At 68.6% G+C, this 13,826-nt stretch carries 11 protein-coding genes; 8 read left to right on the forward strand and 3 right to left on the reverse strand.

Translation table 11 applies throughout. The features are described from left to right. Nucleotides 1-25: 25 nt before the first annotated feature. The 3 genes from DBV14_RS22525 to DBV14_RS34005 are packed head-to-tail and all read right to left on the reverse strand — an operon-like array spanning nucleotide 26 to nucleotide 1,277. On the reverse strand, nucleotides 26-724 hold the full coding sequence (locus tag DBV14_RS22525) for an anti-sigma factor (protein WP_124462247.1): 699 nt from the start codon (nucleotides 722-724) through the stop codon (nucleotides 26-28). Further along, nucleotides 711-1,100: a sigma-70 family RNA polymerase sigma factor gene (locus DBV14_RS22530; protein ID WP_260397192.1), complete on the reverse strand. Its 390-nt coding sequence runs from the start codon at nucleotides 1,098-1,100 to the stop codon at nucleotides 711-713. The genes DBV14_RS22525 and DBV14_RS22530 overlap by 14 nt, the downstream gene beginning before the upstream one ends. Nucleotides 1,101-1,115: 15 nt before the next feature. Next, nucleotides 1,116-1,277: a sigma factor gene (locus DBV14_RS34005; RefSeq protein ID WP_260397187.1), complete on the reverse strand. Its 162-nt coding sequence runs from the start codon at nucleotides 1,275-1,277 to the stop codon at nucleotides 1,116-1,118. Nucleotides 1,278-1,414: 137 nt separating this feature from the next. Here DBV14_RS34005 and DBV14_RS22535 point away from each other — a divergent pair, with 137 nt between their 5' ends. From DBV14_RS22535 to DBV14_RS22570, 8 genes are all read left to right on the forward strand, one after another. After that, a complete protein-coding gene (locus DBV14_RS22535) occupies nucleotides 1,415-2,725 on the forward strand; it encodes a plastocyanin/azurin family copper-binding protein (protein ID WP_260397188.1) in 1,311 nt (436 codons plus the stop codon). Nucleotides 2,726-2,800: 75 nt separating this feature from the next. Beyond that, entirely contained in the window at nucleotides 2,801-4,372 is a 1,572-nt protein-coding gene (locus DBV14_RS22540; protein WP_124462250.1) for an alkaline phosphatase, read from the forward strand. Nucleotides 4,373-4,453: 81 nt separating this feature from the next. Then, the gene (locus tag DBV14_RS22545; RefSeq protein WP_124462251.1) at nucleotides 4,454-5,464 is read left to right on the forward strand and encodes an aldo/keto reductase; all 1,011 of its coding nucleotides are present in this window, start codon (nucleotides 4,454-4,456) and stop codon (nucleotides 5,462-5,464) included. Nucleotides 5,465-5,702: 238 nt separating this feature from the next. Beyond that, the gene (locus DBV14_RS22550; RefSeq protein WP_124462253.1) at nucleotides 5,703-7,199 is read left to right on the forward strand and encodes an efflux transporter outer membrane subunit; all 1,497 of its coding nucleotides are present in this window, start codon (nucleotides 5,703-5,705) and stop codon (nucleotides 7,197-7,199) included. Nucleotides 7,200-7,203: 4 nt separating this feature from the next. Next, nucleotides 7,204-8,460: an efflux RND transporter periplasmic adaptor subunit gene (locus DBV14_RS22555; protein WP_124462255.1), complete on the forward strand. Its 1,257-nt coding sequence runs from the start codon at nucleotides 7,204-7,206 to the stop codon at nucleotides 8,458-8,460. After that, nucleotides 8,457-11,651: an efflux RND transporter permease subunit gene (locus DBV14_RS22560; RefSeq protein WP_124462257.1), complete on the forward strand. Its 3,195-nt coding sequence runs from the start codon at nucleotides 8,457-8,459 to the stop codon at nucleotides 11,649-11,651. The genes DBV14_RS22555 and DBV14_RS22560 overlap by 4 nt, the downstream gene beginning before the upstream one ends. Before the next feature lie 50 nt (nucleotides 11,652-11,701). Continuing rightward, complete coding sequence (locus DBV14_RS22565; RefSeq protein WP_124462259.1) at nucleotides 11,702-12,406, forward strand: heavy metal response regulator transcription factor; 705 nt, start codon at nucleotides 11,702-11,704, stop codon at nucleotides 12,404-12,406. Nucleotides 12,407-12,429: 23 nt separating this feature from the next. Further along, the gene (locus tag DBV14_RS22570; RefSeq protein ID WP_124462261.1) at nucleotides 12,430-13,812 is read left to right on the forward strand and encodes a heavy metal sensor histidine kinase; all 1,383 of its coding nucleotides are present in this window, start codon (nucleotides 12,430-12,432) and stop codon (nucleotides 13,810-13,812) included. Nucleotides 13,813-13,826 lie beyond the last annotated feature (14 nt).

A 13,826-nucleotide genomic window follows, 5' to 3' on the forward strand; every position in this document is an offset into this window, starting at 1 on the left:
CGCTCGCGCCACCGTCCACTGAGGGCTAGGGGCGCGCGACGGCCGGCGCGGTGCGCTCGCGCATCAGCGACGCGAAGTTCTGCAGCTCGGCCGCATTCAGGTCCGACACCGCCCAGGCCTGCATGCCGCCCTGGGTCCAGCGCATGAGCTGGTAGCCCTGCCTGGTGGAGAGCACAGGCGCCGCCGGCTTGGCATCCGCCGCCGCGGGCCAATAAAAGAGATTGATGACGTGCGGCCCCGACCGGTAGACCAATGCGGCCACCGTGCGCCCATCGAGGTAGTCGAGCCGCCCGCCCGTCAGCGGAAAGCCTTCGGCCGCCAGGTCGACCACGGGCGGCGAGAAATCGAGCTTGCCCGCAAACCACGGCTTCACCGTGTGCTGGTCGGACGAGGCCACGTCGGCCAGGTGCGATGCCATCAACGAGCGCACGTGGTTGCCCGTGACCGCTTCGGCGAGCACGTCCTGCGGTGGCACCGGGCTCGCCAGCAGGACGAGCGCCAGGCCCCATGCCGTTGCCGCGCCGGTGCCGAACCAGGCCAGGCCCTTCCATGCGTCGCGTGTCTTTCGAGGCGGTGCTGACACCGACACCGGTACCGGCGCAGCGGCGGCCGCCTCGGCCCGCACCGACTGGCGGATGCGCTCCGCCAGCCCCTCGGGCGGTGCGTGCCGCTGCGCATGCCGGCGAATCAGCGGGCCCAGTTCGTCGTTGTCAGAAGCCTGCATGGTGTGTCCTTTCTCCCGAGCCGCCGGGGCGTTCCGCGCGCAGGCTGTCGCGCAGCAGGGCGCGTGCGCGCGACAGGCGCGACATCACCGTGCCCAGCGGCACGCCGGCAATGCGTGCGATGTCTTCGTAGCGCATCTCTTCCAGTTCGCGCAGCACGATGACCTCGCGGTAGACCGGCGGCAATGCGTCGATGGCGGCGTTGACGCGCTCGCCTTGCGCGCGCTGTTCCCACAGCCGCGCCGGATCGCCCGCATCGGCCGAAGCCGGCGCGCCTGCCGATTCGCTGTCGCGCAGCTCATCGAATTCCACCTGGTCGGCCAACTGCCGGTTCTGCCGCATCCAGTCGTAGCAGGCATTGCGCACGATGCCGAGCAGCCATGGCCGCGCGCTCTAGCCGCGCAATCCGTCGAAGAAACGGAACGCGCGCAGGTACGCCTCCTGCACCGCGTCGTCGGCCAATTGGTCGTCGCGCAGAAGCCAGCGCGCAAGGTTCCACGCCGCATCGAGATGCGGCAGCGCGGCGGCTTCGAACTGGCGTGTGCGGTCGATCAATGGGCTTCTTCTTCCTGCATGACGTGGCGGCCCCGCGCTTTATTCCCACTTTTTTTCAACGACCTGCAGGGAATAAGCAGGGCACGCCATGCGTCATGCCCTGTGCAGATTTTGCGCTTCACCAGGAGTTTTTCACCATGACCGCCACGTCTCGCTTCATTCGATTCACCCGACTCACCCGCATCCTCATTGCGCTCGCGGCCCTGTCCGCCTTCGCCGCCACGGCTTCCGCCGCCGGCCCCAAGGCCTACGTAGGCAACTTCAAGGACAGCACCGTCAGCGTGATCGATACCGGCAGCGAAGCCGTCATCGCCACCGTGCCCGTTGCCGCCGGGCCGGACGGCATCGTGGTTTCCGCCAACGGCCGCGATGTGTATGTCAGCGGCTCCAGCGCGTCGGCGGTGAGCCAGATCGACACCGCCTCCGACCGCGTGGCGCGCAGCATCGACGTCGGCAAAGGGCCGCAGGGCCTGGCGCTCACGCCCGACGGCAAGTGGCTGCTGGTGGCGGTCAACGGCGACGACCGCATGGCCTTCATCGACACCGCGACGCATGCCGTGAGCGCCAGCGTGCCGGTGCCCAAGCCGCACACCATCGCCGTGCAGCCCGATGGGCGGCTGGCCTACGTGGCGTCGCAGGAGCCGGGGCATTTCGCGCTCGTCGTCATCGACCTGGCGGCGCGCAAGGTGGTCACCGAGCTGCCGCTCGACAAGGCGCCGCGCGACCTGGAGTTCGGCCCCGACGGCAAGGCGCTGTACCTCACGCTGGCGGGCGTGCCGGCGGTGCAGGTGCTGGACGCGGCAACCAACCAGTGGGGCAAGGCGATTCCCACCGGTGTCTCGCCGCACATCGCCCAGCATTTCGCCGGCATGGCAAGCGGCGTGGTGGTGGTGCAGGGCCCCGGCGAAGTGATGCTGTTCGACCCCGCCGCGCGCACGGCGGTGCGCAGCATCGGCGTGGGCAAGCAGCCGCACTGGCTCGACCTCTCGGCCGACGGCAAGAAGCTGTGGGTGAGCAATGAGGGCTCCAACGACGTCAGCGTGGTCGACCTGGCGGGCGGGCCGATGCGCACCGTGGCCGTGGGCAACGCGCCGCGCAAGATCGCGGTGCAGCGCACGGGCGCTTCACAAGGTAACTCGCAAGGCACCTCGCAGAGCACCTCGCAGAGTGGGCATGCCGCCGGATCGGCGCACGTGGCCATCCGCAACTTCGCCTTCGAGCCCGCGCAGATCACCATCAGCGTCGGCCAGACCCTGACCTGGCAGAACGACGACGGCGCGCCGCACGGCGTGGTCTTCAAGGACGGCACGACGGGCATCGACCTGCTGCTGCCCGGCAAGGCCTTTGCCCGCAGCTTCGACAAGCCGGGCGTGTACGACTACGCCTGCTCGGTGCACCCGTACATGACGGCGCGCGTCACGGTGGTGGCGCGGCAGTCCCGGTCGTGAACCGCCGGGTTGACAGGAGCGAGCGAGGCGAACGATATTGCCGTGGATGAGCCATGTGGACAGCGTCGCGTGCGAATGAAACTGCAACAACAACTACTACAACTCTCGCGCCGGCGCCTCCTGTGCGGCGGGCTGGCCGCCGCGTCGCTGGGCCATCCGTTTCTGCGGCTGCATGCGCAGGATGCGTCACGCGATCTGTTCACGCTGGGCGTGGCCTCGGGTGCGCCGCGGCCCGACGGCTTCGTGCTGTGGACGCGGCTCGCGCCCGATCCGTTGAAAGGTGGCGGCATGGGCAGCGCACCGGCCGAGGTGCGCTGGGAGGTTGCGGACGACGAAGGCTTCAGGCGTGTCGTGGCCAAGGGCTCGGCCACCGCGGTCGAAGCGTTCGCGCACTCGGTGCACGTCGAAGTGCGCGGGCTGCTGCCGGGCCGGCCGTACTGGTATCGCTTTGCGGCCGCCGGCGCGAACAGCCCCATCGGACGCACGCGCACCACGCCGACCGAAACCGATGAAGCCACCCGGCCGGTGCGCTTCGCCGTCGCCTCCTGCCAGCAGTATGAAGAGGGCTACTACGCCGCCTACCGCGACATGGCCGCGCAGCCGCTCGACTTCGTCGTGCACCTGGGCGACTACATCTACGAGAGCTCCCGGGGCTCGCGCCACGTGCGCCACCACGAGGGCGGCGTTCCCACGCAACTGTCCGCGTTCCGCGACCGCTACGCGCTCTACAAGACCGACCCGCACCTGCAGGCCGCGCACGCCGCCTTTCCGTGGCTCGTGACCTGGGACGACCACGAGGTGGCGAACGACTACACCAACGACGTGTCACCGCGCATCGCCGACCCGGCGCAGTTGCTCGCGATCCGGGCGGCCGCGTACCAGGCCTGGTACGAGCACATGCCCGTGCCCGCGAGCATGCGTCCGCGCGGCGCCGACGCGACCATCTACGGCACGCATCGCTTCGGTCGCATGCTCGACCTGCTGCTGACCGATGGGCGCCAGTACCGCTCGCACCACGCCTGCGTTACGGGCCGCAGCGCCTCGCCGCTGGCGGACTGCGCGGACCGGTGGGCGCCCGGGCGCAGCCTTTTCGGCGCGGCGCAAGAGGCGTGGCTGGCACGCGAGCTGGCGGCACCGCCGGCGCGCTGGACCGTCATCGCGCAGCCCACGCTGCTGGCCGAGGCCGACCGCAAGCGCGGCACCGACCACGGCTACTGGATGGACGGCTGGGACGGTTATGCCGCGGCCCGCGCGCGCCTGCTCGACGGCGTGGCCGGGAACAAGGCGAACGGCGGCAGCGCTCTGGTCGTCAGCGGCGACGTGCATGCCTTCTGGGCGGCCGACCTGCGGCAGGGCGCGGAGCAGGGTGTGGAGCGCCCCGTCGTGGCGACCGAGTTCGTCTGCGGCGCCATCACCTCCGAGGGGCCGAGCGCCGCCAGCGTGGCGAACATGCTCGGCAAGAATCCGCGCCTGCGCTACGGCCGTGCCGACAAGCGCGGCTATGCGCTCATGACGCTCGACGCACGCGGCTGCGCGGTGGAGTTTCGCGCGGTCGACGACGTGAAGCAGGCCGATTCGGGTGTGCAGGCCATGGCCCGCTTTTCCGTGGAGCGCGGCGCGCCCGGCGTACATCCAGAGACCGCCTGAAGCCCGCGCTGCCTGCAGGATCGCGCGGCCGTGTCTATGATGGCCGCCGCCCTTTTCTCCCCCTCTCAGAGCGAAAACACCATGAGCATTCCCACCACGCGGCTCGGCCGCACCGGCCTGACCGTGTCCCGCCTTGCCCTGGGCACCATGACTTTCGGCCTGCAGACCGACGAGACGGTGTCGCACCAGATCCTGGACAAGGCGGCCGACGCCGGCATCAACTTTCTCGACACCGCCGACGTGTACCCGCTGGGCGGCACCGTCGAGACCACCGGCCGCACCGAGGAGATCATCGGCAACTGGCTCGAAAAGCAGGGCCCGGCCGGCCGCCGCCGCTTCGTGGTCGCCACCAAGGCCGTCAACAAGGTCGGCCCCAACCCCTGGGACCAGGGCGCATCGCGCAAGCATCTGCTCGATGCCATCGACCTCTCGCTCAAGCGGCTGAAGACCGACCACGTCGACCTGTACCAGCTGCACATGGACGACCGCGAGACGCCGCTCGAAGAAAGCCTGGAGGCGCTCGACATCATCGTGAGGTCGGGCCGCGCGCGCTACATCGGCGTGTCCAACTTCCTGGCCTACCGGCTGGCGCGCGCGCTCGGCAAGTCCGAGCTGCACAAGCTCACGCGATTCGTGTCGGTGCAGCCGCGCTACAGCCTGCTGTTCCGCGAGATCGAACGCGAGCTGCTGCCGCTGGCGGGTGAAGAGGGCCTGGGCGTCATTCCCTACAACCCGCTGGCCGGTGGCCTGCTGACCGGCAAGTACAAGGCCGGCGCCAAGCCGGAAGACAACACGCGCTTCACGCTTGGTACGGCCGGCGGCATGTACCAGGACCGGTACTGGAACGAGCGCAGCTTCAACACAGTGACGCAACTGCACAAGCTGGCCGATGAGGCGGGCGTGCCGCTCGCGACGCTGGCCGTGGCGTGGGTGATGGCGAATCCGCTGATCACCGCGCCGCTGCTGGGTGCGAGCCGGCCGGAGCAACTGGACGCGACCGTTGCGGCGGCGGAATACACGATCGAGCCGGCGTTGAAGCAGAAGCTGGACGAGTTGACGGCGGAGTACCGCAAGGGCGACGCCCCGCGCTGAGTTTGTATTGCTCCTTCCCCCTTTGGGGGAAGGTTGGGATGGGGGCAGGCCTTCGAAGAGGCGCTGCGTTTTTTCGCATGCCGTCGTGCCCCCACCCCAACCCTCCCCCAGCTGGGGAGGGAGCAAGGCAGGAGCAAGGCCGGAAGGCGAGGCAAGGCCGGGCAAAACCCGAAACTGTCAGAACTGTCAGTCAGACGACAGCGAGGGGTTTGACGGGTGTTCCTAGAGTGAACCCATCATGGTTCTCTCTTCTCCCGCCAACCCCTTTTCGCGCAGGGCGCTCGCGCCGACAGCCGTTGCGCTCGCTGCGTTGCTCCTCGCGGGCTGCGCCGTCGGCCCCGACTACGTCCGGCCGCAAATGGACGTGCCGGCCGCCTTCAAGGAGGAAGCGGCCGGCCCCTGGAAAACCGCCACGCCGCAGGCCATCGACGCCACCCACCCATGGTGGGACGCCTACGGCGACAGCACGCTCGGCGCGTTGATCGCGCAGGCCAACGCGGCCAACCAGAACATCCGTCAGGCCGAGGCCCAGTACCGCGAAGCGCAGGCCATCACCGCCGCGGCGCGCGCCAACTTTTTCCCCACCATCGGCCTCAACGCCGGCGCCACGCGGGCGCAGAGCAACAGCACCGGCGCCGTCAAGCTCGGCACCACCGACACCCTTGGCCTGGGCGCCAGCTGGGAGCCCGACCTGTGGGGCGCCGTGCGGCGCTCGGTCGAGGCCGGCAACGCCAATGCGCAGGCCAGCGCCGACGACCTGGCCGGTGCGCGGCTCAGCATCCAGACCACGCTTGCGCAAGACTACTTGCAGCTGCGCGTGATCGACCTGCAGCGCGACCTGTACGCCAGCACCACCGCGGCCTATGCCAAGGCGCTGGAGCTCACGCAGCACCAGTACGCCGCCGGCACCGTGCTGCGTTCCGACGTGGCGCTGGCCGAGAGCCAGTTGCGTACGGCGCAAGCCCAGGCGGTCGACCTCGAAGCACAGCGCAGCCAGCTCGAACACGCCATCGCCGTGCTGACCGGGCAGGCGCCCGCATCGTTCTCCTTGTCGCCGCTCGCATCGGCCGCGCAGCCACCCACGGCGCAATCGCTGTCGTCGGCCGCCGCGCTGCATGTGCAGTTGCCGGTCGCACCGGCGGGTTTGCCTTCCGAGCTGCTCGAGCGCCGCCCTGACATCGCCGGCGCCGAGCGCCGCGTGCAGGCGGCCAACGCCAACATCGGCGTTGCCAAGGCGGCTTTCTTTCCGCAGATCGTGCTCAGTGCCAGCGGCGGTTTCAGCGCGGCCAACCTGGCGTCGCTCTTCAACACGCCCAGCCGCGTGTGGTCGCTCGGCGCGGCGCTGGCGCAGACCGTGTTCGACGGCGGCCTGCGGCAGGCGCACAGCGACCAGGCCGTGGCCGCCTACGACGCATCGGTCGCGCAATACAAACAGACCGTGCTGAGCGGCTTCCAGCAGGTCGAAGACAACCTGGCCACCCTGCGCGTGCTCGACAACGAATCGGGCCTGCAGGCGCAGGCCGTGCAGGCCTCGCAACTTGCCGAGCGCCTGGCGCTGAGCCAGTACCGCGCCGGCACCGCCACCTACCTTAGCGTGGTGACGGCGCAGACGCTGTCGCTCACCAACCAGCGCACGGCCGCGCAGGTGCTGGGCCGCCAGCTTTCTGCCAGCGTCGCGCTCATCGCGGCCACGGGCGGTGGCTGGACCGCCGCGCAAACGACTTCCGGGAATTGATGCCATGACGACGACCACAGCAGCAGCCACCACCGCCCCCGCCCCCGCTTTCTTCCAGCGCCGATCCACCTGGCTCGCAGCCGCCACGCTCGCGGCCGTGCTGGGCGGCGGCATCTGGGCAATCAACCACCACACCGCCCATGCCGCCACGGCCGAAGCATCCAAGACCCCGCCGGTGCAGGTAACCACCACGCGCGTCAGGCAGCAGGAAGTGCAGGTCTATCGCTCGGGCATCGGCACCGTCGCCTCGATGGCCACGGTCACGGTCAAGGCGCGCATCGACGGGCAGCTCGACAAGGTCGGCTTTGTCGAAGGGCAGGACGTGAAGGCCGGCCAGCTGCTGGCCCAACTCGACCCTCGCACCCTGCAGGCGCAGCTTGCGCAGGCGCAGGCCACCAGGGCCAGGGACCAGGCCCAGCTCACCAACGCCCGCGCCGACCTGCAGCGCTACACCACGCTGCTCGCGCAAGATGCCGCCACCCGGCAGCAGGTCGACACGCAGAAGGCCCTGGTCAACCAGCTCGAAGCTTCCGTGCAGAACGATGCCGCGCAGGTGCAATACGCCGAGGTGCAACTGAGCTTTACGCGCATCGCCTCGCCCATGAACGGGCGCGTCGGCGCACGGCTGGTCGACCCCGGCAACATCGTTCATGCGGCCGATGCCAACGGCCTGGTCGTCATCAACCAGATCGACCCCATCGCCGTGCAGTTCACGCTGCCCGAAGACGCGGTGCAGGACATCAACCGCGTGCAGCAGCAACAGGGCGCGCAGCCGCTGTCGGTCACGGCTTTCGACCGCGCCGGCAACCAGATGCTGGGCACCGGCAAGCTGATCCTGCTGAACAACCAGATCGACACTGCCAGCGGCACCGTGCAGCTGAAGGGCAGCTTCGCCAACCCGCAGCACACGCTGTGGCCCGGCCAGTACGTCAACGTGCGGTTGCAGCTCGACCGCCGTCCCGATTCGCTCACCGTGCCCGCTGCCGCCATCCAGCGAGGACAGGACGACACCTACGTCTGGGTGGTCGATGACCAGAACAAGGCCAGCAACGTGCCGGTGCACGTGGTGCAGATTGCCGACGGCACGGCCGTGATCGACAAGGGCCTTGCCGCCGGCCAGCGCGTGGTGGTCGATGGCCAGTACAAGCTCAAGCCCGGCGCCACCATCGTCGAGCCGCCGCCCGCGCGGAAGGGCGCGGACGGCAAGCAGGTCGCCAGCCAGGGCACCACCGGCACCACGCGCAGCGGGAGCCGCAATTGAGCATTTCCGCCGCCTTCATCAAGCGCCCCATCGGCACCACGCTGCTGGCGCTCGCCATTCTGCTGGTCGGTGCGGCGGTGTTTCCGCTGCTGCCGGTGGCGCCGTTGCCGCAGGTCGACTTTCCGACCATCCAGGTGTCGGCCAACCTGCCGGGCGCCAGCCCGGAGACCATGGCGTCGAACGTGGCGCAGCCGCTGGAGCGGCAGTTCTCGCTGATCGCGGGGCTTTCGCAGATGACCTCGACCAGCGGCCTCGGCTCCACGCAGATCACGCTGCAGTTCGACCTCGACCGCAGCATCGACGCCGCCGCACTCGACGTGCAGGCGGCCATCAATGCTTCCACCGGCCAGCTGCCCGCCAACCTGCCGAGCCCGCCGACCTTTCGCAAGGTGAACCCGGCCGACTCGCCCATCCTGATTTTGTCGGTGCAGTCGAAGACGCTGCCGCTGACCGAGGTGAACGACTACGCCGACAACATCCTGGCGCAGCAGATCTCGCAGATATCCGGCGTGGGGCTGGTCAACATCGGCGGTGCGCAAAAGCCCGCGGTGCGCGTGCAGCTCGACCCGGCCAAGCTTGCCGCGCTGGGCCTGAGCCTGGAAGACGTGCGCACCGTGCTCTCGTCGGCCACGGTCAACGCGCCCAAGGGCACCATCGACGGGCCGAACCAGAGCTTCACCGTCTACACGAATGACCAGTTGCTGAAGGCGCAACCGTGGAACGACGTGGTGCTGGCCTACCGCAACGGCGCGCCCATTCGCGTGCGCGACCTGGGCGTGGCGGTCGATGGCCCCGAAAACGCCAAGATCGCCGGCTGGGCCTATGCCGGCGCCGCCGCGCCCGAAGGCAGCAGCGTGCAGAACGGCCGCTCCATCGTGCTGGCCATCACCAAGCAGCCGGGCGCCAACGTGATTGAAACGGTGGACCGCATCAACGCCGCGCTGCCGCGGCTGAAGGCGTCGATTCCACCGACGGTGGACGTCAACGCCATCATCGACCGCACGCAGACCATTCGCGCATCGGTGAAGGACGTGGAGTTCACGCTGCTGCTGACCATTGCGCTGGTGGTGGCGGTGATCTTCGTGTTCCTGCGCAACGTGCCAGCCACGCTCATTCCCAGCGTGACCGTGCCGCTCGCATTGCTGGGCACCGTGGCGGTGATGTACCTGCTGGGCTACAGCCTGGACAACCTCTCGCTCATGGCGCTGACCATCGCGGTCGGCTTCGTGGTCGACGACGCCATCGTGATGCTGGAGAACATCTACCGCTACGTCGAAGAGGGCATGTCGGCGGTGGAGGCCGCGTACAAGGGCGCGAGCGAAATCGGCTTCACCATCATCTCGATTTCCGTGTCGCTCGTCGCGGTGTTCATTCCGCTGCTGCTGATGGGCGGCATCGTCGGCCGGCTGTTCCGCGAGTTCGCGGTAACCGTCACGCTGACCATCGTGGTGAGCGTGGTGATTTCGCTCACGCTCACGCCCATGCTGTGCTCGCGCTTCTTGAAGAACGAGCACGGCAACAAGCACGGGCGGCTGTACCAGCTGTTCGAGCGCGGCTTCGACGCCATGCTCAACGGCTACAAGCGCGGGTTGCACGTGGTGCTCGACCACCAGTTCATCACGCTGATGGTGTTCATTGCCACGGTGGCCGCCACCGGCGTGCTGTTCGCGGTGATTCCCAAGGGCTTCTTTCCGCAGCAGGACACGGGCTTCATTTCGGGCTTTGCGGAGTCGGCGCAAGACGCCTCGTTCGCGTCGATGAACGCCCGCATGCTGGAGCTGGCCGACGTGGTGCGCAAAGACCCGGACATCACCGGCTTCGGCATGAACGGCAGTTCGTCGACCTACAACACCGGCAACTTCTACATCAGCCTGAAGCCCAAGGACGAAGGCCGCACGGCCACCGCCGACGAGATCATTGCGCGGCTGCGCCCGCAGCTGGCCAAGGTGCAGGGTGTGAACCTGTTCCTGCAGGCGGGGCAGGACATTCGCGTGGGTGGCCGCTCGTCGCGCACGCAGTACCAGTACACGGTGACCGATGCCAACCTCGACGAGCTGAACACCTGGGCGCCGCAACTGCTCGCGCGCTTCAAGCAGCTGCCCGAAATTACCGACCTGGCATCGGACCAGCAGAACGCCGCCGCATCGGCCGTGCTGACCATCGACCGCGACCGCGCATCGAGCTTCGGCATTTCGCCGGCCACCATCGACGCCACGCTGTACGACGCCATCGGCCAGCGCCAGGTGGCGCAGTACTTCACGCAGCTCAACAGCTACCACGTGGTGCTTGAAGTGACGCCCGCGCTGCAGCAAGACCCGGCGCTCTTCAGCAAGCTGTACCTGAACTCGCCGCTCACCGGGCAGCAGGTGCCGCTGTCGACCTTTGTGAAGGTCGACACCAGCAAGACGGCCTACCTGTCGATCAGCCACCAGGGGCAGTTTCCGGCGGTGACGATTTCGTTCAACCTCGCGCCGGGCCATGCGCTGGGCGATGCGGTGAACGCCATCAACAAGGCGCAGGCCGACATGGGCCTGCCGCAGTCGCTGACCGGTTCGTTCCAGGGCACGGCGCAGGCCTTCCAGGATTCGCTGGCCTCGCAGCCCTACCTGATTGCCGCGGCGCTGGTGGCGGTGTACATCGTGCTGGGCCTCTTGTACGAGAGCTACATCCACCCGCTGACCATTCTGTCGACGCTGCCCTCGGCCGGCGTGGGCGCGCTGCTGATACTGATGGCCGGCGGCTACGACCTGAGCGTGATCGCGCTCATCGGCATCATCCTGCTGATCGGCATCGTGAAGAAGAACGGCATCATGATGATCGACTTCGCGCTCAAGGCCGAGCGCGAGCAGGGCATGTCGCCGCACGACGCCATCTACCAGGCCTGCCTGCTGCGCTTTCGCCCGATCATGATGACGACGATGTGCGCGCTGCTCTCGGGCCTGCCGCTGATGCTGGGCCATGGCTCCGGCTCCGAGCTGCGCCGGCCGCTGGGCTACGCGATGGTCGGCGGGCTGATACTCTCGCAGGCGCTCACGCTGTTCACGACCCCGGTGGTGTACCTGTACCTCGACCGCGCCCACTACTGGTACTTGCGCCGCAAGGAAGCGCGCAAGGCCCGCAAGGCGGCCAGGCCGGGTGGTTCGGGTGTCTCGGGCGAGGCGCCGCCGGCCGCCGCCGAGGCCCACGGATGAGCACCGGATGAGCACCGGTTGAACGCAGCGACCAGGGACATCGCAACGCCATGAAGATACTGATAGTCGAAGACGAACTCAGAACCGCGGACTACCTCTCCAAGGGGTTGACCGAGCAGGGCTGCGCGGTCGACATGGCGCACAACGGCATCGACGGCCAGCACCTGGCGCTGACGCACGACTACGACGTGATCGTGCTCGACGTCATGCTGCCGGGGCAAGACGGCTTTTCGGTGCTGCGCGCGCTGCGTGCCGTCAAGCAGACGCCGGTGATCATGCTCACCGCCCGCGACCGCGTGGAAGACCGCATCAAGGGCCTGCACGAAGGCGCGGACGATTACCTCATCAAGCCGTTTTCGTTTCTCGAACTGCTGGCCCGGCTGCAGGCGCTCAACCGGCGCGGCCGCAAGCAGGAGCCGATGCAGCTGCGCATGGCCGACCTGCAGGTCGACCTGCTGGCGCGCAAGGCTTTCAGGGGCAGCACGCGCATCGACCTCACGGCCAAGGAATTTGCGCTGCTCGCGGTGCTGGCACGGCGCCAGGGCGAGATTCTCTCGAAGACCGCCATTGCCGAGCTGGTGTGGGACATGAACTTCGACAGCAACACCAACGTGGTCGAGGTGGCCATCAAGCGGCTGCGCGACAAGATCGACGTGCCCTTCAGCCCCAAGTTGTTGCACACCATCCGCGGCATGGGCTACGTGATGGAGCTGCGCGAGGGCGAAGAGGGCCAGGGGGAGGGCGGCGCCCCGTGACACCCGTGGCACCTGTGGCATCAGTGAAAGGCTCCATCACCGCGCGGCTGGTCCTCATGTTCGCCGCGGTGGCGCTCGCGACCTTCGCGCTGGCCGGCTTCGCGCTGCACAGCGTGCTGGCCCGCGAGCTCGAGCGGCACCAGTACGAAGAACTCGACACCACCTTGCGGAACCTGCAGTTCTGGATCAAGGCCATCGGCACCCCCGAACGCTGGGCGCGCGTGCAGGCCCGCATGGACACGCTCACGCCCGAAGACGGCAGCGTGCGCTTCTGGGTGCTGAGCGACGACCCGCGCTTCCAGTACGGCAAGGGCCTGGCCGAGATCGACGGCCTGGCCCGCGAAGCCGACGGCCGCTCCAGCAGCGTTCTGCTGCCCGGGCAGGAGCGGCCGTTCCGGACGCTGTCGGTGCGCATCCCCGCGAACGAGCAGCGGCCGGCCGTGCGATTGATCGTCGGCCGCAATGTCGAGCCTTATGCGCGCACGCGCCAGACCTTTTTGACCGCGCTCGTGTCGCTGGGGCTCGGCGCGGTGCTCGTGGTGGCCATGGCGGGCTACTGGATCGCGCGGGTGGGGCTGCGGCCGCTGGAGCTGCTGTCGACGGAGGCGCAGGCGCTGCGGCCCAAGACGCTGTCGCAGCGCCTGCAGACCACCGCGCTGCCGGTCGAGCTGTCGGCGCTGGCCGAGGCCTTCAACGGCGCGCTCAGCCGGCTCGAAGAAGCCTATGCCCAGCTCGAAGCCTTCAACGCCGACGTGGCCCACGAGCTGCGCACGCCGCTGGCCAACCTGATCGGCAGCACCCAGGTGGCGCTGTCGCGCCAGCGCAGCGCGGGCGAGTTCCAGGAGGTGCTGCAGGCCAACCTCGAAGACCTGGAGCGTGTGCGGTCCATCGTCAACGATATGCTGTTTCTTGCGCGCGCCGACCGCGGCGAAGTGGCCACCGGGCTGGTGCTCACGCCCGTGGCGCAGGAGGTGCGCAAGACCATCGAGTTCTTCGAGTTCGTGCTCGACGAAACCCGCGCGCAAGTTGCCATCGAAGGCGACGTGCTGGCCGAAGCCCGGCTCGAAAGCGCCTTGTTCCGGCGCGCCATGTCGAACCTGCTGCAGAACGCCATCGAGCACTCGAAGCCGGGCGCGCGCATTACCGTGGCGCTGCGCGAAGAAACGGCCGCCACCTGGATCACCGTGTCCAACCCCGGCGCCGCCATCGGCGAGCCGCACCTGCAGCATCTGTTCGACCGCTTCTACCGCGTCGATGCCGCGCGCAACGACGGCGGCGAACACCACGGCCACGGCCTGGGCCTGGCCATCGTGAAGGCGGTGGCGAGCATGCATGGCGGGCAGGTGAGCGCGTCCAGCGCGGGTGGAGTGAACACCTTCGGTTTCAGTGTGTCGCGGGCCGGCTGAACCGGTGGCCTGCA

Source organism: Variovorax sp. KBW07 (assembly GCF_003852515.1).
Classification (GTDB): Bacteria; Pseudomonadota; Gammaproteobacteria; order Burkholderiales; family Burkholderiaceae_C; genus Variovorax.